Source organism: Stutzerimonas stutzeri (genome assembly GCF_013522825.1).
Classification (GTDB): Bacteria; Pseudomonadota; Gammaproteobacteria; order Pseudomonadales; family Pseudomonadaceae; genus Stutzerimonas; species Stutzerimonas stutzeri_AK.
This window is the reverse complement of record NZ_JAAMQZ010000028.1, coordinates 13196-33431: the sequence shown is the minus strand read 5'-3', so window position 1 is coordinate 33431 and position 20236 is coordinate 13196. Positions and strand designations below refer to the sequence as shown.

The following is a 20236-nucleotide window of genomic DNA, read 5'->3' as shown; positions in this document are numbered from 1 at the left end:
AGGAAATGTGCCGATGACCGGACATCGCTTCGCGGACAAGTCCGCTCCCACAGGATATGCAGCGCGCGCGGGCCATTGTAGGAGGGGCCTTGGCCGCGAATGTAACCGCGTCGATGTTCGGGCATCGATTCGCGGGCACGACCCGCTCCTACCGGGCGCCCCAGAGCCCAAACCCCAAGCCTCAATCGCTTTTCTTGCGAATCCAGTACAGGTAGGCGCCTTCCTGTGTCTGTTGCTCGATCAGCTCGTGGCCGAGAAAGACGCAGAACTTGGGAATGTCACGTTGGGTGGACGGGTCGGTGGCGATGACCTTGAGCATCTCACCGCCGCTCAGGGCACGCACCTTGTTGTGCAGCATCATCACCGGCTCCGGGCAGTTGAGGCCGGTGGCGTCGAGCAAGGCATCGTGGGACAGGTTGTTCGGGTCGGTCATGAATAGGCTCCGCAAAACAGGCGGGCATTGTCGCGCACCCCTGCCCTTGCGGTCACCTGTGACGACGCAAGAGACGGCGAACAACCCGGCAGCCAACCGGGCCATCCGCGCCTCATGCGGCACAAGGTAGTCAATAACGCTTGTTGCGCAGCATGGTGCGCATGTTCTCGTCGATCGGCAGCGCATAGTCATGCACCGCGAGCACCAGGTTGGTGTTCGGCTGGATCACTTTCAGGTTGATGAACACATAGTCCTTACTCTCACCGTAGCTGCCGACGATCACCGCTTGGGCATTGTGGGCACTGGCCAACTCGTGGATTTCACGTGTCAGCATCAGCTCGCCCTGGCTTCGCGAGATGTACACGCTGTTGCGGAACTTCATCTCCACCATGCGATTGCCAGCCTGGGTGAAACGCGCCGAAACCTGTTCGGAGACCAGCCGCCCCATGGTCGAGGAGCGCTCCAGTGCGTCGATGTTGACCAGGGTCGCGATGATCATGGTGCTGCCGCCACCCGGCAGCTGTTGCAACAGCGCGTCGGCGGCCTGGTGATTGGCGCGAATGAACGGCGAATTGCGGGCATTTTCATAGTTCGGAGCCGCATTGCGCACACAGCCGGACACAACGACGACCATCAACAAGGCCAGCAGGGAATGGACAAGACGCTTCATTGGGCTGCCCCCCTGAGCGGCAGGCGCGCATTGCGGGCATACAGGCCCCAGTCGGTCTGGGTGGTGTAGTAGGCGCTGCTGACCTGGGCGAAGTAGCGATCGGCAGTGGAAACGCTGGTGGTAACGATCAGCTCGGTCTGTGGCACAACGTGCCGGCCTTGCTGATCCTGGTACAGCTCCAGCGCCTCGGCCAGGGCTGTCACCCCGATGACCGCCCCCGCCGCAGCGCCGGTCTTGCTGACGCTGCCATAGATGTTGTCGGTGACCTTGTAGACGGCCAGCAGGCCACCCGTCAGCAGGCTGGCGCCCAGTGTCTTCGAGCCGAGGAAGGATTCCTGATAGCGACGATCTTCGGAGAATCGCACCGGGTTGGCGGAAACCTCGACCAGCAGGGTTCCCTGGCGGTCGGCATGTTTCATCACCGGATAGCCGGCGCGGGTCAGTTCGGTGACGAGCTGTGAAGTGAAGGTTTCCTCGAAAGGACTGGCGGTGCCGTCCTGGCGCACCACATGCAGCGGACGCTTCTCGGGCAGGGCCGCGATCAGCTGGCGAGCAGTGTCTTCAGCGATCAACTGCCAGTGCGATGCCGCCCGCACGTGCTGCTGATCCTGCAGCGGAAAACCGCTTGGTCGCGGTGCTTCCGCGATCTGTACGCAACCGCCCAATACCGTGCTGCCCGCGAGCAGACCCATGATTATTTTCTTACGCATAGTCGATCCCTGGAGACGCGGAAAAAATCCCGCTTGGCCATTCAGTGCCATGTCCGGATGCCCGTCGACGGGCCGCCCATATCCCCCGCAGCCCCGACCGGCAGTTCTTCCCGGCATGAACTAGGCACATTAGATCAAATCATTATCTAAACAAATTAGAACCTAACGAGCAGAACGTGAACGCCCAATCATTTCGCGCATGGATTCCGCCATGACAATTTAGGTTTAGCCGTGCGTCAGGAACTCGCTGCAACCGTAGGCAGGATCATTGCCCGCCACCGCACCGCGCTGGGTATCACCCAGGACCAGCTGTCACTGGCACTGGACGTGGACCCGATTACCGTTTCCCGATTCGAACGCGGCGTTACCCTGCCCTCGCTGCTCACCATCCAGCGCCTGTGCGAGGTCTTCGGCGTCAGCCTCAGCCAGTTCTTCACCGAAGATGCGGAGCCGCCAACAGCAGCCAAACTTGACGACTCCACCGCCCTGCTGGTGATGCTCGGCTCCCTGCACGAAGAGGAGCGCGCCTTCGCCATCGACACGCTGAAGCGCTTTTGCCGCTTGGCGGCCAGACGGCGCAAGTAACGACAACTCCTCCACATCCCGCCTCACACCGCCCGCCAAATCCGCTCGGGAACCCAGGCGTATGTCCCCTGTCCAGTGAACAGTTGGCATGCAGCCGGCATCGCCTGCGCTATCTGAAGACTGCATTGCGCGCTGGCGACCCGCCACATGGCCAAACACCTCGTCAGGGACTAGATTCAACCAAGATCCCCGACCTCAGCCAGCCCGACCGTGCGGGCGCAAGGAGAGACGAATGCGATCCCTGGACAGCCTCAATTGCCGTCGAAGCCTGGATGTGAACGGCAAGACCTACCTTTATTACAGCCTGCCCGAGGCGGCGAAAACGCTGGGCGATATCAGCCGCCTGCCGACCTCGCTCAAGGTGCTGCTGGAGAATTTGCTGCGCTGGGAAGATGACGTCACGGTGCGTGCCGATGACTTCAACTCGCTGGCAAGCTGGCTGCAAGCGCGCACTTCGGAGCGCGAAATCCAGTACCGCCCTGCCCGCGTATTGATGCAGGATTTCACCGGCGTGCCGGCGGTGGTGGACCTGACCGCCATGCGCGATGCGGTGTCTCGCGCCGGGGCCGATCCACAGCAGATCAATCCGCTGTCGCCGGTGGATCTGGTGATCGACCACTCGGTGATGGTCGACCGCTTCGGCAGCGATCAGGCATTCGAGCAGAACGTCCAGATCGAGATGCAGCGCAATGGCGAGCGCTACGAGTTTCTGCGCTGGGGTCAGCAGGCCTTCGACAACTTTCGGGTAGTGCCGCCAGGCACCGGCATCTGCCACCAGGTCAACCTGGAATACCTCGGCCAGGTGGTCTGGACCCGCGATGAAAACAACGAGACCTACGCTTATCCCGACACCCTGGTCGGCACCGACTCGCACACCACCATGATCAATGGCCTGGGCGTGCTGGGCTGGGGCGTCGGCGGTATCGAGGCCGAGGCAGCGATGCTCGGCCAGCCGGTTTCCATGTTGATACCGGAAGTGGTGGGCTTCCGTCTGAGCGGCAAACTCAACGAAGGCATCACAGCCACCGATCTGGTACTGACCGTGACGCAGATGCTGCGCAAGCAGGGTGTGGTGGGCAAGTTCGTCGAATTCTACGGGCCTGGGCTGGATCATCTGCCACTGGCCGACCGCGCCACCATCGGCAATATGGCCCCGGAATATGGCGCCACCTGCGGCTTCTTCCCGGTGGACCGGATCACCATCGATTACCTGCGCCTGACAGGTCGCAGCGAAGAGCGTATCGCTCTGGTCGAGGCTTACAGCAAGGCCCAGGGCATGTGGCGCGACAGCGACTCGCCGGACCCGCAGTTCACCACCACCCTGGAACTGGATCTGAGTCAGGTACAGCCTTCTCTCGCCGGCCCCAAACGCCCACAGGACCGGGTGTCACTGGGCGATATCGGTGCCAGCTTCGATCTGCTGCTGGAGACCAGTGGCCGCAAGCAGCAATCCGATACGCCCTTTGCCGTCGCTGGCGAAGACTTTGCCCTCAGGCACGGCGCCGTGGTCATTGCTGCGATCACTTCCTGCACCAACACCTCCAACCCCAGCGTGCTGATGGCGGCCGGTCTGGTGGCGAAAAAAGCGCTGGAGCGCGGTCTCACCCGCCAGCCCTGGGTCAAGTCCTCGCTGGCGCCCGGCTCCAAGGTGGTCACCGATTACCTGGAACGCGCCGGACTGACGCAATATCTGGATCAGCTCGGTTTCAACCTGGTGGGTTATGGCTGTACCACCTGTATCGGCAACTCGGGACCGCTGCCGAATGCCATCGCCCAGACCGTCACCGACAACGACCTGATCGTCTCCTCGGTACTCTCCGGCAACCGTAACTTCGAGGGGCGTGTGCATCCGCTGGTCAAAGCCAACTGGCTGGCTTCACCGCCGCTGGTAGTGGCGTTCGCCCTGGCCGGTACCACGCGTATCGATATGGATCGCGAGCCACTGGGATACGACACACAAAACCAGCCGGTCTATCTGAAGGATATCTGGCCGAGCAGCGCGGAGATCGCCGAAGCCGTCAGCCGTATCGATGGCGAAATGTTCCGCAGTCGCTATGCCGACGTATTCAGCGGCGACCAGCACTGGCAGAAAATCCCGGTCAGCGCCGGTGATACCTATCAGTGGAACGCCGCGTCCAGCTATGTACAGAATCCACCGTTTTTCGAGGAGATCGGCCAGCCGCCCGCGCCGCCTGCCGATATCGAGAACGCGCGCATCCTGGCGCTTTTCGGCGACTCCATCACCACCGACCACATCTCCCCGGCGGGCAACATCAAGGCCAGCTCGCCAGCCGGGCTGTACCTGCAGTCACTGGGCGTGCAACCGGAAGACTTCAACTCCTACGGCTCGCGCCGAGGCAACCATGAAGTGATGATGCGCGGCACCTTCGCCAACATCCGCATCCGCAACGAAATGCTCGGCGGCGAGGAAGGCGGCAATACCCTGTATCAGCCCGGCGGCGAAAAGCTCTCGATCTACGATGCGGCCATGCGCTACCAGAGCGAAGGCGTGCCGCTGGTGGTGATCGCCGGCAAGGAATACGGCACCGGCTCCAGCCGCGACTGGGCGGCCAAGGGCACCAACCTGCTGGGGATCAAGGCGGTGATCGCCGAAAGTTTCGAGCGTATCCATCGCTCCAACCTGATCGGCATGGGTGTACTGGCACTGCAATTCACCGATGGCCAGACGCGTCAGTCGCTGGGCCTGGACGGCAGCGAGACGCTTTCGATCCGTGGCCTGGACGAGAATATCAAGCCGCGCCAAATGCTCACTGTCGAGGTGCAACGCAGCGATGGTTCCCGGGATTCGTTCCAGGCCCTGTGTCGCATTGATACGCTCAATGAAGTTCAGTACTTCAAAGCCGGCGGGATTCTGCATTATGTGCTGAGACAACTGATCAAGGCTTAGCGCCTTCGTCCCGTACAACGCCCGCAGCCTGAAGCTACGGGCGTTTTTTATGAACCACTGGTCAGTTTTTTCCTTAAGCCTTTGGTTTTCCAGCCGTTAATTTTCGCTACAACCAATCATTATATTTTGACGTCAAACCTCAAGCGCTCTATAAATGCTCTGCAAGAGCGCTTGTACGCTATTCATAAATATAAAAAATCATCCCAATTGCCAGGCGCACCTCACGCATGCGAAAGAATCTTCCCATCACGCAACGCGATTACCCGTTTCCTGACCAGCAGAGGCTGATTTCCACTACAGACCTGAAAGGCCGAATCACCTACTGCAACGATATCTTTGCCCAAGTCAGCGGTTTCGAACGCGGCGAACTGATAGGCGCGCCACACAATCTGATCCGGCATCCTGATGTGCCCGCCGCCGTATTCAACCATCTTTGGGTGACGCTCAAGGACGGCCGCCCCTGGATGGGCATCGTCAAGAATCGCCGCAAGAATGGCGACCATTACTGGGTCAACGCCTATGTGACGCCGGTACTCGATCCACAGCGCCAGATCATCGGCTACGAGTCGGTACGCACCAAGCCGACCTCCGAACAGATAAAGCGCGCCGAAGCCCTCTATGTACGGCTCAACACCGGCAAGCGTGGCGTGCCATTGCGTGATACCTGGATGCCTCTGGTCGTCGGCTGGCTGCCCTTTATCCTGACCAGTCTGGCCGGCTTCGCAGTTGGCGCCTGGCTCGATCACGCCTGGGGCTTTGTACTGGCTGCGGGGCTTTCCATTCCCCTTGGCCTCGCTGGCCGCCACTGGCAGATGCGCGGTACCAATCGCCTGCTGCAACTGGCCGAGCAGTCACTGAGTGATCCGCTGATCGCACAGATGTATACGGACAGTCACGGCAGTGAAGCCCGGCTGGAAATGGCCATGCTCAGCGAACAGGCACGCCTGAAAACCTGCCTGACGCGCCTGCAGGACAGCGCCGTGCAACTGCAGCAACAGGCAAAACGCGCCGAAGAACTGGCGCAGAGTAGCTCCGGTGGCCTGGCACGACAGCATCATGAAACCGAACAGGTGGCCACTGCGATCAATCAGATGGCCGCTACCACACAGGAGGTGGCAGGCAATGTGGCGCTGGCTGCCGATGCAACCGGGCAAGCCAACAGACTGACGACCCAGGGTCGCGAGATCAGTGCGCAAACCCGCCAGGCCATCGAGCTGCTGGCCAGCACCGTGAGCGAAACCGGCGATGCCGTTACCGAACTGGCCCGCAACAGCAACGAGATCGGCAGCGTGGTGGATGTGATCAAGAGTATCGCCGACCAGACCAATCTGCTCGCGCTCAACGCCGCCATCGAGGCAGCACGCGCCGGAGAATCTGGCCGCGGCTTCGCAGTGGTCGCTGACGAAGTCCGCCAACTGGCCCAGCGTACCGCCGCAGCCACTGGTCAGATCCATCAGCTGATCGAAAAACTCCAGCTGCAGGCTCGCCAGGCTGTAGAAGCCACCGGACAGGGCAAAGCCCAGGCAAGCGCCGGTGTCGAACGGGTCATCGATGCCGACAAGGCGCTCGCCGGTATTGGCGCTGCGATGGAAAGCGTCATCGACATGACCACCCAGATCGCTTCGGCCACCGAGCAGCAGAGCGCCGTAGCCGACGAGATCAGCCGCAACGTCAGCAATATCGCCCGCCTTGCCGACCAGACCTCGGGCGATGCCCAGAGCACGGCGCTGCTGTCCGAGGATCTGGCGGCAACTGCGCAGGCACAGTATTCACTGGTGGAGCGTTTCAACCGCTGACAGGCCATTGAAAACTACCTACATTTTTCAACGGCCTGCGATCATTGCAGAAACTCGGCAATCCTGTCCGCAGCGCTATCCAGGTGCTGCTCATGGGTCAGCCCTGAACGCTTCAGAGGTTTCAGGTCATGGTCGGCGGCGGCCAGCCAGTGCACCTCGACCGCTGGCGACAATGCGTAGCCGGCAACGGTATGGCGGTCACCGAGCGCGTCGCGCTCACCCTGTACGATAAGGGTGGGCGTGCGCAGTTCGGCCAGATGCACCACGCGCGGCTTCTCCGGCTTGCCTGCCGCATGGAAGGGATAACCCAGACAGATCAGCGCATCAGCCTTCAATTCATCGGCCAGCAGGCTGGCCATTCTTCCGCCCATCGACTTGCCTCCGAGAGCCAGCCGGCCTGCGGTCTGCTGTCGCACCAGCCTATACACCTCGCGCCACCGCTCCAGCAGCCGAGGCTGCGGATTCGGTGGCCGCCTGCGACCATCGAGTCGCCGCTCGGCCATATAGGCGAACTCGAAGCGAACCACCTCGATCCCACGCGCCACAAGGCGCTCGGTCATCGCCTGCATGAACGGACTGTCCATCGGCGCACCGGCGCCGTGCGCGAGTATCAGGCTGGCCGAGGCCGCGCCATGCGGGCGGTCAGTCCAGACAAGCGGAATTTCTCCCCCCTGTGTGTATTGACCCGCGTCAATACCGGCCACTTGCCCTTTCCCCATGCTTGCCCCCGCTTTCTACTGAAAGAAACAACTGCTTACACGCAACAAAAAAACGCTCATTACCGTGGATGGAAGCCCATACATGAACACAGCAACCAGTACCGCCTACCAATACAAGGTGGTCCGCCAATTCGCCATCATGACGGTGGTGTGGGGAATCGTCGGGATGGGGCTCGGCGTTTTCATCGCAGCACAGCTGGCGTGGCCCGGACTCAACTTCGACCTGCCCTGGACCAGTTTCGGGCGTTTGCGACCCTTGCACACCAACGCGGTGATTTTCGCCTTCGGTGGCTGCGCATTGTTCGCGACTTCCTACTACTCCGTCCAGCGCACCTGCCAGACCACCCTGTTCGCGCCCAAGCTGGCCGCGTTCACCTTCTGGGGCTGGCAACTGGTCATCCTGCTGGCCGCAATCTCCCTGCCGCTGGGCTTTACCAGTTCCAAGGAATACGCCGAGCTGGAATGGCCGATCGACATCCTGATCACCATTGTCTGGGTAGCCTATGCGGTCGTCTTCTTCGGCACGCTGGCCACGCGCAAGGTCAAGCACATCTATGTCGGTAACTGGTTCTTCGGGGCCTTCATCCTGACCGTAGCGATTCTGCATATCGTCAACAACCTGGAAATCCCGGTCACCGCGATGAAGTCCTATTCGGTCTATGCCGGTGCAACCGACGCCATGGTGCAGTGGTGGTACGGTCACAACGCCGTGGGCTTCTTCCTGACTGCCGGCTTCCTCGGCATCATGTACTACTTCGTGCCCAAGCAGGCCGAGCGTCCGGTGTATTCCTATCGCCTGTCGATCGTCCACTTCTGGGCGCTGATCACCGTGTACATCTGGGCTGGTCCGCACCACCTGCATTACACCGCCCTGCCGGACTGGGCTCAGAGCCTGGGCATGGTGATGTCGCTGATTCTGCTCGCACCGAGCTGGGGCGGCATGATCAACGGCATGATGACCCTCTCGGGCGCCTGGCATAAGCTGCGCAGCGACCCGATCCTGCGCTTCCTGGTGGTCTCCCTGGCGTTCTACGGCATGTCGACCTTCGAAGGTCCGATGATGGCCATCAAGACCGTCAACGCCCTGTCCCACTACACCGACTGGACCATCGGCCACGTTCACGCCGGCGCTCTCGGCTGGGTTGCCATGGTATCCATCGGCGCCCTGTATCACCTGATTCCGAAGGTGTTCGGGCGCGAGCAGATGTACAGCATCGGCCTGATCAACGGTCACTTCTGGCTGGCCACCATCGGCACCGTGCTCTACATCGCCTCGATGTGGGTCAACGGCATCGCCCAGGGCCTGATGTGGCGTGCGATCAACGAAGACGGCACCCTCACCTACTCCTTCGTCGAAGCACTTGAAGCCAGCCACCCAGGCTTCGTGATCCGCATGATCGGCGGTGCGATCTTCTTCGCCGGCATGCTGCTGATGGCCTACAACACCTGGCGCACCGTGCGTGCAGCCAAGCCGGCCGAATACGACGCCGCCGCGCAGATCGCCTGAGGAGCCGAGCAATGAAGAGTCATGAAAAACTAGAAAAGAACGTCGGTCTGCTGACCCTGTTCATGATCCTCGCAGTGAGCATCGGCGGCCTGACCCAGATCGTCCCGCTGTTCTTCCAGGACTCGGTCAACGAGCCGGTGGAAGGCATGAAGCCCTACACCGCGCTGCAGCTGGAAGGCCGTGACATCTACATCAAGGAAGGCTGCGTCGGCTGCCACTCGCAGATGATCCGTCCGTTCCGCGCCGAAACCGAGCGCTATGGCCACTACTCCGTCGCCGGTGAAAGTGTTTACGACCATCCGTTCCTGTGGGGCTCCAAGCGTACCGGTCCGGATCTGGCCCGTGTCGGTGGCCGCTACTCCGATGACTGGCACCGCGCGCACCTGTACAACCCGCGCAACGTGGTACCGGAATCGAAGATGCCGTCCTACCCGTGGCTGGTGGAGAACACCCTCGATGGCCAGGATACCGCCAAGAAGATGAAAGCCTTGCGCACCCTGGGCGTGCCTTACACCGAGGAAGACATCGCCGGTGCCCGGGATGCCGTCAAGGGCAAGACTGAAATGGATGCCATGGTGGCTTACCTGCAGGTTCTTGGCACGGCTCTGACCAACAAGCGTTGATCCGATACGCCTTAGAGAGATGACGGCCTGCCGTGGCGGCGACCGTCAGGGACTTCAATCGCGGACAGCCAGAGTGGCTCGGGCTGTCCAGGAGTAGCACATGAGCACTTTCTGGAGTGGATACATCGCCCTGCTGACGCTGGGCACCATCGTCGCTCTGTTCTGGCTGATCTTCGCCACCCGTAAGGGCGAATCAGCCGGCACGACCGACAAGACCATGGGGCATTCGTTCGACGGCATCGAGGAGTACGACAACCCGCTGCCCAAGTGGTGGTTCATGCTGTTTATCGGCACGCTGCTGTTCGGCATCTTCTACCTGATCCTGTACCCCGGCCTGGGTAACTGGAAAGGCGTCCTACCGGGTTATGAGGGCGGCTGGACCCAAGAAAAGGAATGGCAGCGCGAAGTGGATCAGGCCGACGCCAAGTTCGGTCCGATCTTCGCCAAATACTCGGCCATGAGTGTTGAGCAGGTTGCTCAGGACGAGCGCGCATTGAAAATCGGCGCACGCCTGTACGCCAACTACTGCGCCATCTGCCACGGCTCCGACGCCAAGGGTTCCAACGGTTTCCCCAACCTGGCCGATAACGAATGGCGCTGGGGTGGCGCACCGGAAACGATCAAGGAGAGCATCCTTCACGGACGCATTGCGGCGATGCCGGCCTGGGGCCAGGTGATTGGCGATGAAGGTGTGAAGAACGTTGCCGCTTACGTGCGCAACCAACTGGCTGGCCTGCCGCTGCCCGAAGGGCACGAGGCCGATCTGGCCAAAGGTTCCGAGGTGTACGGACAAACCTGCTCCGTCTGCCACGGTGCCACCGGTGAAGGCATGGCCGCCCTTGGCGCACCACAACTGACCAACCCTGCCGCCTGGATCTACGGTTCAAACCTGCCGCAACTGCAGCAGACCATCCGCCACGGTCGCAACGGTCAGATGCCGGCACAGGAACAGTACCTCGGCAACGACAAGGTGCATCTGCTGGCGGCTTACGTCTACAGCCTGTCGCAAAAGCCGGAGCAACTGGCGAAGCAGTAACACCTTCAAGGCCCTGAAAATGTAATGCAGAATTTTCAGCGGCCTGACAGGCCATTGAAAAACGTAGCCGAGGCAGGCAAGACAAGGCAAAAACAGGCGAGGAAGCGGAGTTTAGTGGCCTAAATGAGCATTCCGAGCCTGTTTTTAACGCAGTATTGCCAACGCAGGTAGTTTTTCGATGGCCTGCTAATACAGGGCGGTCCAAACCGCCCTGTCTCCAATCAAGTCCACCGCCTCAAAGCCCCCATGCGACGCTCTGTCGCACACCGCTCGATACATCCCTCTTTGCCGTACGGTCAAACCGCTTCCATACTCCCTGCTACTCGCCAATATCCCGCAGAACTACAAGGCGAAGCCCTCGATTCAGCACGCCGACGCGGTGTGCCAGGCGTACCTGTAACAGGCAGGGAAGACGCTTGAAATCAGGGCCGGAACGGTACTGATGGGGTCGGAGCTCGTTTGCATTACCCCCCTCCTTTCTCCATACTTGCCGCCGTTTTTGCCCCCCCTTGATATGCCATTTAGCGTGGAAGCCTTGCATGAGCACAGCAATAAGTGAGACTGCATATAACTATAAGGTGGTTCGCCAGTTCGCCATCATGACGGTGGTGTGGGGAATCATTGGAATGGGTCTGGGAGTCTTTATCGCCGCGCAGCTTGTGTGGCCAGGACTCAACTTCGACCTGCCCTGGACCAGCTTCGGTCGCCTGCGACCGCTGCACACCAACGCGGTGATCTTCGCCTTCGGCGGTTGCGCCCTGATGGCCACATCCTTCTATGTGGTACAGCGGACCTGCCAGGCGCGACTGTTCTCCGACAGCCTGGCCTCCTTCACCTTCTGGGGTTGGCAGGCGGTGATCGTGCTGGCGGTGATCACGCTGCCGCAAGGCTTTACCAGCTCCAAGGAATACGCCGAGCTGGAATGGCCGATCGATATTCTGCTGGCCGTGGTCTGGATTTCCTACGCACTGGTGTTCTTCGGCACCATCCTGAAGCGTAAATCCAAGCACATTTATGTCGGTAACTGGTTCTTCGGGGCCTTTATCTTGGTGACGGCGATGCTGCATATCGTCAACAACCTGGAAATCCCGGTCAGTTGGTTCAAGTCCTACTCGATCTACTCCGGCGCGACCGACGCCATGGTGCAATGGTGGTACGGCCACAACGCCGTGGGCTTCTTCCTGACCACAGGCTTCCTCGGCATGATGTACTACTTCGTGCCCAAGCAGGCCGAGCGTCCGGTGTATTCCTACCGCCTGTCGATCGTGCACTTCTGGGCGCTGATCACCCTCTACATCTGGGCCGGCCCGCACCACCTGCATTACACCGCACTGCCGGACTGGGCTCAGAGCCTGGGCATGGTGATGTCGATCATCCTGCTGGCGCCGAGCTGGGGTGGCATGATCAACGGCATGATGACGCTCTCGGGCGCCTGGCATAAGCTGCGCACCGACCCGATCCTGCGCTTCCTGGTGGTCTCCCTGGCGTTCTACGGCATGTCGACCTTTGAAGGTCCGATGATGGCCATCAAGACCGTCAACGCCCTGTCCCACTACACCGACTGGACCATCGGCCACGTTCACGCCGGCGCCCTCGGCTGGGTGGCGATGATCACTATCGGCTCGATGTATCACCTGATTCCGAAAGTCTTCGCTCGCGAGCAGATGTACAGCATCGGCCTGATCAACGCGCACTTCTGGCTGGCCACCATCGGCACCGTACTCTACATCGCCTCGATGTGGGTCAACGGCATCGCCCAGGGCCTGATGTGGCGTGCGATCAACGAAGACGGCACCCTCACCTACTCCTTCGTCGAAGCACTTGAAGCCAGCCACCCAGGCTTCGTGATTCGCATGATCGGCGGTGCATTCTTCCTCATCGGCATGCTGTTGATGGCTTACAACACCTGGCGCACCGTGCGTCACGCCAAGGCCGCCGACTATAACGCTGCCGCACAGATCGCCTGAGGAACCGAGCAATGAAGAATCACGAAATACTGGAAAAGAACGTCGGGCTGCTGACCCTGTTCATGATCCTCGCGGTGAGCATCGGCGGCCTGACCCAGATCGTCCCGCTGTTCTTCCAGGATGTAGTCAACGAGCCGGTGGAAGGCATGAAGCCCTACACCGCGCTGCAACTGGAAGGCCGCGATCTGTACATCCGCGAAGGCTGCGTCGGCTGCCACTCGCAGATGATCCGTCCGTTCCGCGCCGAAACCGAGCGCTACGGCCACTACTCCGTCGCTGGTGAAAGCGTCTACGACCATCCGTTCCTGTGGGGTTCCAAGCGTACCGGCCCGGACCTGGCCCGTGTCGGTGGCCGCTACTCCGATGATTGGCACCGCGCGCACCTGTACAACCCGCGCAACGTCGTACCGGAATCGAAGATGCCCTCCTACCCATGGCTGGTGGAGAACACTCTCGATGGTCGCGACACTGCCAAGAAGATGAAAGCCTTGCGCACCCTGGGCGTGCCTTACACCGATGAAGACATCGCCGGTGCGAGAGACACGGTAAGGGGCAAGACCGAAATGGATGCCATGGTGGCCTACCTGCAGGTCCTTGGCACTGCACTCACCAACAAACGGTAACGCACCATGGATATCGGGACTCTTCGCGGTCTGGGCACTATTTTGGTTGTCGTCGCCTTCATTGGCGTCGTGCTCTGGGCCTATAGCAGCAAACGCAAGAACAGCTTCGATGAAGCCGCCAACCTGCCCTTCGCAGACGAGCCCGACGCCAAGAAGCGTGATGAAGAAGCGTCCAGGAGTAAGAAATAAATGACCTCGTTTTGGAGTTGGTACATCACCCTGCTGAGTCTGGGGACCATTGCAGCCCTGGTCTGGCTGCTGCTGGCGACTCGCAAGGGACAGCGCCACGAAAGCACCGAAGAAACCGTCGGCCATTCCTATGACGGTATCGAGGAATATGACAATCCGCTGCCGCGCTGGTGGTTCATGCTGTTCGTCGCCACGGTGGTATTCGCCCTCGGCTATCTGGTCCTGTATCCAGGCCTGGGCAACTGGAAAGGCATCCTGCCCGGCTACGAAGGTGGCTGGACCCAGGTCAAGGAATGGCAACGCGAGATGGATCGTGCCAACGAACAATATGGCCCGCTCTATGCCAAGTTCGCCGCCATGCCGGTCGAAGAAGTCGCCAAGGACCCGCAGGCCCTGAAAATGGGCGGACGCCTGTTCGCCTCCAACTGCTCGGTCTGCCACGGTTCGGACGCCAAGGGCGCCTACGGCTTCCCCAACCTCACCGACCATGACTGGCTGTGGGGCGGCGAGCCTGAAACCATCAAGACCACCATTCTGGCAGGCCGTCAGGCCACCATGCCGGGCTGGCTGAATGTGATTGGCGAAGACGGCATCCGCAACGTCGCCGGTTACGTGCTCAGCCTGTCCGGACGTGATACGCCGGAGGGTATGAACGTCGACATTGAGCAGGGTCAAAAGATCTTCGCCAGCACCTGTGTAGCCTGTCATGGTCCTGAAGGCAAAGGCCTCCAGGCAATGGGCGCACCGGACCTGACGGACAATGTCTGGCTGTACGGTTCGAGCTTCGGGCAGATCCAGCAAACCCTGCGCTACGGCCGTAACGGTCGCATGCCTGCCCAAGAAGAAATTCTTGGCAATGACAAGGTGCACCTGCTGGCAGCTTATGTGTACAGCCTCTCGCAACAGTCGGAGAACTGATCCAGTGAGTCTGGGCGCGACCTCCCGCCGCACCTGACTCCGACTATCGGGGCGTAACATTCGCAGCAGGTCAGCAAATGAACCCGGTCGGCACGCATCGACCGGGTCACTCACCCTCCGCCGTGGTACGCACTCGATGACTGAGCAAATCCCCGTTCATGATGTAACCCCTCCAACCAAGGTCCAGGCCTCAACGGACCTTTACGCTGCTCGCGAAAAGATCTACACCCGCTCGTTTACCGGCCTTTTCCGCAACCTGCGTCTTGTGGGCGGCGGCCTGCTTTTCATTCTCTACTTCGGCACGGCCTGGCTGAACTGGAATGGTCGCCAGGCGGTCTGGTGGGATCTGCCCGAGCGCAAGTTCTACATCTTTGGCGCCACCTTCTGGCCACAGGACTTCATCCTGCTCTCGGCGCTGCTGATCATCTGCGCCTTCGGCCTGTTCTTCATCACCGTATTCGCAGGGCGTGTGTGGTGCGGCTATACCTGCCCGCAGAGCGTCTTCACCTGGGTCTTCATGTGGGCGGAAAAGGTCACCGAAGGTGACCGCAACCAGCGCATGAAACTCGACAAGGCGCCGATGAGCGCCAACAAATTCCTCCGCAGGCTGGCCAAGCACAGCATCTGGCTTGGCGTATCCCTGGCCATCGGTATCACCTTTGTCGGTTACTTCACACCGATCCGCGAACTGGTACCCGACCTGCTCACCCTGCAAGTCGGCGGCTGGGCTCTGTTCTGGGTCGGTTTCTTCACCCTCGCCACCTATGGCAACGCCGGTTTCCTCCGCGAGCAGGTGTGCATCTACATGTGCCCCTATGCGCGCTTCCAAAGCGTAATGTTCGACAAGGACACCCTGATCGTCTCCTATGATCCGCGCCGTGGCGAAAAACGTGGTCCGCGCAAGAAGGATGCCGACTACAAGGCCATGGGTCTGGGCGACTGCATCGACTGCACCATGTGCGTACAGGTCTGCCCGACCGGTATCGACATCCGCGACGGTTTGCAGATCGAATGCATCGGCTGCGCCGCCTGTATCGATGCCTGCGACACCATCATGGACAAGATGAACTACCCTCGCGGGCTGATCAGCTACACCACCGAGCACAACCTTTCCGGACAGAAGACGCACCTGGCCCGCCCGCGCCTGCTTGGCTACGCCTTGGCGCTGGTGGCGATGATGGGCCTCTTCACCTATGCCGTGGTCGACCGCTCACTGGTCAAGCTCGACGTCCTCAAGGACCGCGTGCTGTACCGCGAGAACGAGCAGGGCATGGTGGAAAACGTCTATACCCTGAAGGTGATGAACAAGGCTCAGAGCGAGCAGACCTTCATCATCGAGGCCAGCGGCATCGACGGCCTGCGCTATGAAGGTCGCAACGAGATCCACGCGGCAGCCGGTGAGCTGATCACCATCCCGGTGGAGCTGTCCGTCTCCCCGGAAAAACTGCCCTCCAGCACCAATGACATCGTATTCCATGTCAGGTCGGCTAACGATTCCTCAATCAAAGACGATGCAGAGAGCCGCTTCATCGGCCCGAGCATTCGTTGAACAGGTAGTACATGAGCGCATCCGATAACGAAAAAACCCGTTGGTACACCCAGTTCTGGGCCTGGTTCGTCATCGGCATCCTGGCGATGTCGGTGATCCTCGGCACCTCGCTGCTGACCATCGCCATTCGCAATGCCGACACCCTGGTATCGGACAACTACTACGATGCCGGCAAAGGCATCAACCAGTCGCTGGAGCGCGAGAAGCTCGCCGAGAGCCTTCAGGTGCAGGCGCAACTGAGGCTCAACGATGAGCGCGGGCTGGCCGAACTGCAGCTCAGTGGCAACAGCCGTCCGCAGCAGCTGGTACTCAACTTGCTTTCGCCGACGCAACCCGAGCGTGACCGTCGCATCATCCTGCAACCCCAGGGAGAAGGCTTTTACCAGGGGCAGATGCAGGACCCAGTGACTGGCCGACGCTTCATCGAACTGATCGGTCGTGAAGGAGAACAGGACTGGCGCCTGTTCGAGGAAATGGAAATCAGCAGCGGTCAGACCTACGAACTGAACCACTGACCGATTCGATGGCACATCCTCTTCCCTGCTATCACTGTGGTCTGCCGGTTCCCGCCGGCAGCACCTGGCACGCCCGCGTACTCGACGAGACGCGGGCCATGTGCTGCCCCGGTTGCCAGGCAGTCGCCGAGGCCATCGTCAGCGCCGGCCTGGAAAGCTATTACCTGCACCGCAGCGACACCTCGACCAACCCAGGCGCTCTCCCCCAAGCATTGTCCGATGAGCTGGCGCTGTACGACCGTAAAGACGTCCAGCAACCCTTCGTGCAACATGAAGGTGATCTCGCCAGCACCGCGCTGATGATCGAAGGCATCAGCTGCGCCGCCTGCGGCTGGCTGATCGAGCGGCATCTGCTCGGCCTCGACGGCATCGCCGAGGCGAACCTGAACCTGTCCAATCACCGTCTGCAGGTGCGCTGGAGCGATAGCCGTCTGCCACTCAGCGAGTTGCTCGCCGAGCTTCGACGTATCGGCTATGCCGCGCATCCCTACCGGGCCGATCAGGTCGCGGAACGGCTGGCCAGCGAGAATCGCCGCAGCCTGCGCCAGATCGGCGTGACGGGATTGCTCTGGATGCAGGTGATGATGGCGACCATGGCCACCTGGCCCGAATTCAACCTGGACCTTTCGGAAAGCTTCTTCGTTACCCTGCGCTGGACCGCGCTGCTGCTCACCACGCCCATCGTGTTCTATTGCTGTACCGATTTCTTCAAGGGTGCCCTGCGCGACCTGCGCACGCGCCACCTGACCATGGACGTCTCGGTTTCACTGGCCATCGGCGGCGCCTACCTGGCCGGCATCTGGTCCACCGTGACCGGCCAGGGCGAGCTGTATTTTGATGCCGTGGGCATGTTCGCCCTGTTCCTGCTCACCGGACGCTATCTGGAGCGCCGCGCACGCGAGCGCACGGCGGCGGCGACCGCGCAACTGGTCAACCTGCTGCCGGCATCCTGCCTGAAGCTGGACGAAGACGAGCAAACCGCCCGTATCCTGCTCAGCGAGCTGTGCGTGGGTGATCGGATACTGGTGCAACCTGGCGCCCTCGTCCCGGCCGATGGCCGTATTCTCAACGGACAATCGAGCATCGACGAATCGGTCCTGACCGGCGAGTACCTGCCGCAGGCGCGCGGCATCGGCGATCTGGTCACCGCCGGCACACTGAACGTCGAAGGTCCATTGACGGTCCAGGTGCAGGCACTCGGCGACGATACCCGGCTGTCCGCCATTGTCCGCCTGCTGGAACGCGCCCAGTCGGACAAGCCTCGCCTCGCCGAACTGGCCGACCGCGTCGCGCAATGGTTCCTGCTGGTAGTACTGCTGACTGCCGCCGTCGTCGGCATCGTCTGGTGGCAGATCGATCCGCAACGGGCCTTCTGGGTAGTGCTCGCACTGCTGGTCGCCACTTGCCCCTGCGCCCTGTCTCTGGCCACACCGACTGCGCTCACCGCCGCCACCGGCACGCTGCACAAGCTCGGCCTGCTGCTCACCCGTGGGCACGTTCTGGAAGGCCTCAATCACATCGATACGGTGATCTTCGACAAAACCGGCACCCTCACCGAAGGCCGTCTGACCCTGAGCGAGATTCGTCCCCTAACCGATCTGGATGCCGACGCCTGCCTGGCCCTGGCTGCCGCATTGGAAAACCGCTCCGAACACCCGATATCGAAAGCCTTTGGCCGCGCCCCGCAAGCGGCAGACACGGTGGACAGCGTGCCTGGCCTCGGCCTGCAGGGCTCGGTGGGCGGGCGACTGCTGCGCATCGGCCAGCCCGGCTTCGTCGCTGCCGGCTATGCCGGAGCTACGCCCGAGATTCCCGGCAATCAGGGCCAATGGCTGCTATTGGGTGACACACGGGGGCCGCTGGCCTGGCTGGTACTCGATGACCGCCTGCGCGACGACGCCCCGGCCCTGGTGCAAGCCTGCCATCGCCGTGGCTGGCGCACGCTGCTGCTGTCTGGCGACAGCTCGCCGATGGTCGCCGATATCGCACGCCAGCTGGGCATCGACGAGGCCCGTAGCGGGCTGACCCCCGCCGACAAACTCGACCATCTGCAGCGCTTGCAGAGCGAAGGCCATCGCGTGCTGATGCTCGGTGACGGGGTCAACGATGTACCGGTTCTCGCCGCCGCCGACATCAGCGTGGCGATGGGCTCTGCCACCGACCTGGCCAAGACCAGCGCCGATGCGGTATTGCTCTCCAACCGCCTCGACAGCCTGGTGCAGGCTTTCAGCCTGGCGCGCCGCAGCCGGCGTATCATTGTCGAAAACCTGAGCTGGGCGACCCTTTACAACGGCCTGATCCTGCCGTTTGCCGCTATTGGTTGGGTGACGCCGCTATGGGCTGCGCTGGGCATGTCCGCCAGCTCGCTCCTGGTGGTGCTCAACGCACTGAGACTGACCCGGCTACCGAAGGCGCCTGACGCGCCGAACCCGATCAGCCTGAAGTAGGATGAGCGACACTCGCTTGCCCTGCGTCACAGCATTTTCCGGAGGCTCCATGGCCGCGCTCTATATCCTGATCCCCGTCGCGGTCGTGCTGGTGGCTCTGGCCATCTGGGTATTCTTCTGGGCCGTCGATGCCGGCCAGTACGAGGACCTCGATAGCCCGGCACACAGCATTCTATTCGACGACGAAGATCCCAAGCACCGGGCCGGCATCGACCAGGCCGCACAAAACGACGACGAGAAAACCAAGCGTGACTGAGCTGTTGCCCTTGCTGCTGTCCGCCTTTGTCCTCGGCCTGCTCGGCGGTGGACACTGCCTGGGCATGTGCGGCGGCCTGATGGGTGCTCTGACCATGGCCATTCCTGCCGAACAGCGCGGCAAGCGCCTGCGTTTGCTGTTTGCCTACAACCTTGGCCGGATACTGAGCTACGCCGCCGCCGGCCTGATTGTCGGTCTGGCCGGCTGGGCGGTTGCCAAAAGCCCGGCGGCGATGGCGCTGCGGGTCGTGGCGGCGCTGCTGCTGATTGCCATGGGCCTGTATCTGGCCGGCTGGTGGAGTGGCCTGACGCGCATCGAAGCCATGGGACGCGGCCTGTGGCGACACCTGCAGCCCATCGCCAGTCGCCTCATGCCGGTGCGTAACCTGCCGCAGGCGCTGTTTCTTGGTGCGCTCTGGGGCTGGCTGCCCTGCGGCCTGGTCTACAGCACCCTGCTCTGGAGCGCGAGCCAGGGCGATGCACTCGACAGCGCCCTGCTGATGCTGGCCTTCGGTATCGGCACCTGGCCGGTCCTGCTGGCCACCGGCCTGGCCGCCGAACGCATGACCGCACTGCTGCGCAAGCGTGGTGTGCGCATGGCCGGCGGCATCATGGTCATTCTCTTCGGCCTCTGGACCCTCCCCGGCCCGCATCAGCAGTGGCTGATGGGGCACTGAGGCTTGCAGCTTGTCGCTGTTTTCCGATCCGCTCGTCGGGTCGATGAAGCGTGACCCGATCTACGAAACCCAGCCATTTGTAGGTCGGATTAGCCGAAGGCGTAATCCG

The 20236-nt window shown here is 61.5% G+C and carries 19 protein-coding genes; 15 read left to right on the top strand and 4 right to left on the bottom strand.

From position 1 onward, the window contains the following. Positions 1–181: 181 nt before the first annotated feature. From tusA to G7020_RS16690, 3 genes are all read right to left on the bottom strand, one after another. On the bottom strand, positions 182–433 hold the full coding sequence (gene tusA, locus G7020_RS16700; RefSeq protein WP_423835663.1) for a sulfurtransferase TusA: 252 nt from the start codon (positions 431–433) through the stop codon (positions 182–184). Positions 434–563: 130 nt separating this feature from the next. Beyond that, positions 564–1103 (bottom strand): FlgO family outer membrane protein, encoded by a 540-nt coding sequence (locus tag G7020_RS16695; protein WP_181086311.1) that lies wholly within the window; start codon positions 1101–1103, stop codon positions 564–566. Next, positions 1100–1813 carry a hypothetical protein gene (locus tag G7020_RS16690; protein ID WP_181086310.1) on the bottom strand — a complete coding sequence of 238 codons (714 nt, stop codon included), beginning with the start codon at positions 1811–1813 and terminating at the stop codon, positions 1100–1102. The genes G7020_RS16695 and G7020_RS16690 overlap by 4 nt, the downstream gene beginning before the upstream one ends. Positions 1814–2044: 231 nt before the next feature. Between G7020_RS16690 and G7020_RS16685 the strand changes: the two genes are divergently transcribed. The 3 genes from G7020_RS16685 (at position 2045) to G7020_RS16675 (ending at position 7102) form a co-directional block, all read left to right on the top strand. Continuing rightward, positions 2045–2398, top strand: coding sequence for a helix-turn-helix domain-containing protein (locus G7020_RS16685; RefSeq protein WP_181086309.1), 354 nt, complete (start codon positions 2045–2047; stop codon positions 2396–2398). Positions 2399–2630: 232 nt separating this feature from the next. After that, positions 2631–5306 (top strand): aconitate hydratase AcnA, encoded by a 2676-nt coding sequence (gene acnA, locus G7020_RS16680; RefSeq protein WP_181086308.1) that lies wholly within the window; start codon positions 2631–2633, stop codon positions 5304–5306. A gap of 227 nt (positions 5307–5533) precedes the next feature. Next, positions 5534–7102, top strand: coding sequence for a methyl-accepting chemotaxis protein (locus G7020_RS16675; protein WP_181086307.1), 1569 nt, complete (start codon positions 5534–5536; stop codon positions 7100–7102). Between the two features lie 41 nt (positions 7103–7143). Here the strand turns inward: G7020_RS16675 and G7020_RS16670 are convergent, their stop codons facing one another. Next, the gene (locus G7020_RS16670; RefSeq protein ID WP_181086306.1) at positions 7144–7821 is read right to left on the bottom strand and encodes an alpha/beta family hydrolase; all 678 of its coding nucleotides are present in this window, start codon (positions 7819–7821) and stop codon (positions 7144–7146) included. Positions 7822–7903: 82 nt separating this feature from the next. On the opposite strand from G7020_RS16670, the gene ccoN (G7020_RS16665) reads away from it, so the two are divergent. From ccoN (G7020_RS16665) to G7020_RS16610, 12 genes are all read left to right on the top strand, one after another. Further along, entirely contained in the window at positions 7904–9328 is a 1425-nt protein-coding gene (ccoN, locus tag G7020_RS16665; protein ID WP_181086305.1) for a cytochrome-c oxidase, cbb3-type subunit I, read from the top strand. An 11-nt stretch (positions 9329–9339) separates the two neighbouring features. Beyond that, positions 9340–9951, top strand: a complete 612-nt coding sequence (gene ccoO / locus G7020_RS16660; protein ID WP_181086304.1) for a cytochrome-c oxidase, cbb3-type subunit II — start codon at positions 9340–9342, stop codon at positions 9949–9951. Between the two features lie 100 nt (positions 9952–10051). Further along, positions 10052–10987: a cytochrome-c oxidase, cbb3-type subunit III gene (ccoP, locus tag G7020_RS16655; protein WP_181086303.1), complete on the top strand. Its 936-nt coding sequence runs from the start codon at positions 10052–10054 to the stop codon at positions 10985–10987. A 539-nt stretch (positions 10988–11526) separates the two neighbouring features. Next, a complete protein-coding gene (ccoN, locus tag G7020_RS16650; RefSeq protein WP_181086302.1) occupies positions 11527–12954 on the top strand; it encodes a cytochrome-c oxidase, cbb3-type subunit I in 1428 nt (475 codons plus the stop codon). A gap of 11 nt (positions 12955–12965) precedes the next feature. Beyond that, a complete protein-coding gene (gene ccoO, locus G7020_RS16645) occupies positions 12966–13577 on the top strand; it encodes a cytochrome-c oxidase, cbb3-type subunit II (protein WP_181086301.1) in 612 nt (203 codons plus the stop codon). Between the two features lie 6 nt (positions 13578–13583). After that, complete coding sequence (locus G7020_RS16640) at positions 13584–13766, top strand: cbb3-type cytochrome oxidase subunit 3 (protein ID WP_103454524.1); 183 nt, start codon at positions 13584–13586, stop codon at positions 13764–13766. After that, positions 13767–14684 (top strand): cytochrome-c oxidase, cbb3-type subunit III, encoded by a 918-nt coding sequence (gene ccoP / locus G7020_RS16635; protein ID WP_181086300.1) that lies wholly within the window; start codon positions 13767–13769, stop codon positions 14682–14684. A 136-nt stretch (positions 14685–14820) separates the two neighbouring features. Beyond that, positions 14821–16233: a cytochrome c oxidase accessory protein CcoG gene (gene ccoG, locus G7020_RS16630; protein WP_181086299.1), complete on the top strand. Its 1413-nt coding sequence runs from the start codon at positions 14821–14823 to the stop codon at positions 16231–16233. A gap of 11 nt (positions 16234–16244) precedes the next feature. Further along, entirely contained in the window at positions 16245–16748 is a 504-nt protein-coding gene (locus G7020_RS16625) for a FixH family protein (protein ID WP_181086298.1), read from the top strand. An 8-nt stretch (positions 16749–16756) separates the two neighbouring features. Beyond that, the gene (locus G7020_RS16620) at positions 16757–19195 is read left to right on the top strand and encodes a heavy metal translocating P-type ATPase (protein ID WP_181086297.1); all 2439 of its coding nucleotides are present in this window, start codon (positions 16757–16759) and stop codon (positions 19193–19195) included. A 49-nt stretch (positions 19196–19244) separates the two neighbouring features. Further along, positions 19245–19451 carry a cbb3-type cytochrome oxidase assembly protein CcoS gene (gene ccoS / locus G7020_RS16615; RefSeq protein WP_181086296.1) on the top strand — a complete coding sequence of 69 codons (207 nt, stop codon included), beginning with the start codon at positions 19245–19247 and terminating at the stop codon, positions 19449–19451. Continuing rightward, on the top strand, positions 19444–20127 hold the full coding sequence (locus G7020_RS16610; RefSeq protein ID WP_181086295.1) for a sulfite exporter TauE/SafE family protein: 684 nt from the start codon (positions 19444–19446) through the stop codon (positions 20125–20127). Before ccoS ends, G7020_RS16610 begins: the two co-directional genes overlap by 8 nt. Positions 20128–20236: the final 109 nt, after the last annotated feature.

Coding starts and splice junctions, on each gene's coding strand:
- ccoS (WP_181086296.1), top strand. CDS start 19,245: ATGGCCGCGCTCTATATCCTGATCCCCGTCGCGGTCGTGCTGGTGGCT.
- ccoO (WP_181086304.1), top strand. CDS start 9,340: ATGAAGAGTCATGAAAAACTAGAAAAGAACGTCGGTCTGCTGACCCTG.
- ccoN (WP_181086305.1), top strand. CDS start 7,904: ATGAACACAGCAACCAGTACCGCCTACCAATACAAGGTGGTCCGCCAA.
- ccoO (WP_181086301.1), top strand. CDS start 12,966: ATGAAGAATCACGAAATACTGGAAAAGAACGTCGGGCTGCTGACCCTG.
- G7020_RS16625 (WP_181086298.1), top strand. CDS start 16,245: ATGAGCGCATCCGATAACGAAAAAACCCGTTGGTACACCCAGTTCTGG.
- tusA (WP_423835663.1), bottom strand. CDS start 433: ATGACCGACCCGAACAACCTGTCCCACGATGCCTTGCTCGACGCCACC.
- G7020_RS16690 (WP_181086310.1), bottom strand. CDS start 1,813: ATGCGTAAGAAAATAATCATGGGTCTGCTCGCGGGCAGCACGGTATTG.
- ccoN (WP_181086302.1), top strand. CDS start 11,527: ATGAGCACAGCAATAAGTGAGACTGCATATAACTATAAGGTGGTTCGC.
- acnA (WP_181086308.1), top strand. CDS start 2,631: ATGCGATCCCTGGACAGCCTCAATTGCCGTCGAAGCCTGGATGTGAAC.
- G7020_RS16620 (WP_181086297.1), top strand. CDS start 16,757: ATGGCACATCCTCTTCCCTGCTATCACTGTGGTCTGCCGGTTCCCGCC.
- ccoG (WP_181086299.1), top strand. CDS start 14,821: ATGACTGAGCAAATCCCCGTTCATGATGTAACCCCTCCAACCAAGGTC.
- G7020_RS16640 (WP_103454524.1), top strand. CDS start 13,584: ATGGATATCGGGACTCTTCGCGGTCTGGGCACTATTTTGGTTGTCGTC.
- G7020_RS16670 (WP_181086306.1), bottom strand. CDS start 7,821: ATGGGGAAAGGGCAAGTGGCCGGTATTGACGCGGGTCAATACACACAG.
- G7020_RS16695 (WP_181086311.1), bottom strand. CDS start 1,103: ATGAAGCGTCTTGTCCATTCCCTGCTGGCCTTGTTGATGGTCGTCGTT.
- ccoP (WP_181086300.1), top strand. CDS start 13,767: ATGACCTCGTTTTGGAGTTGGTACATCACCCTGCTGAGTCTGGGGACC.
- ccoP (WP_181086303.1), top strand. CDS start 10,052: ATGAGCACTTTCTGGAGTGGATACATCGCCCTGCTGACGCTGGGCACC.
- G7020_RS16675 (WP_181086307.1), top strand. CDS start 5,534: ATGCGAAAGAATCTTCCCATCACGCAACGCGATTACCCGTTTCCTGAC.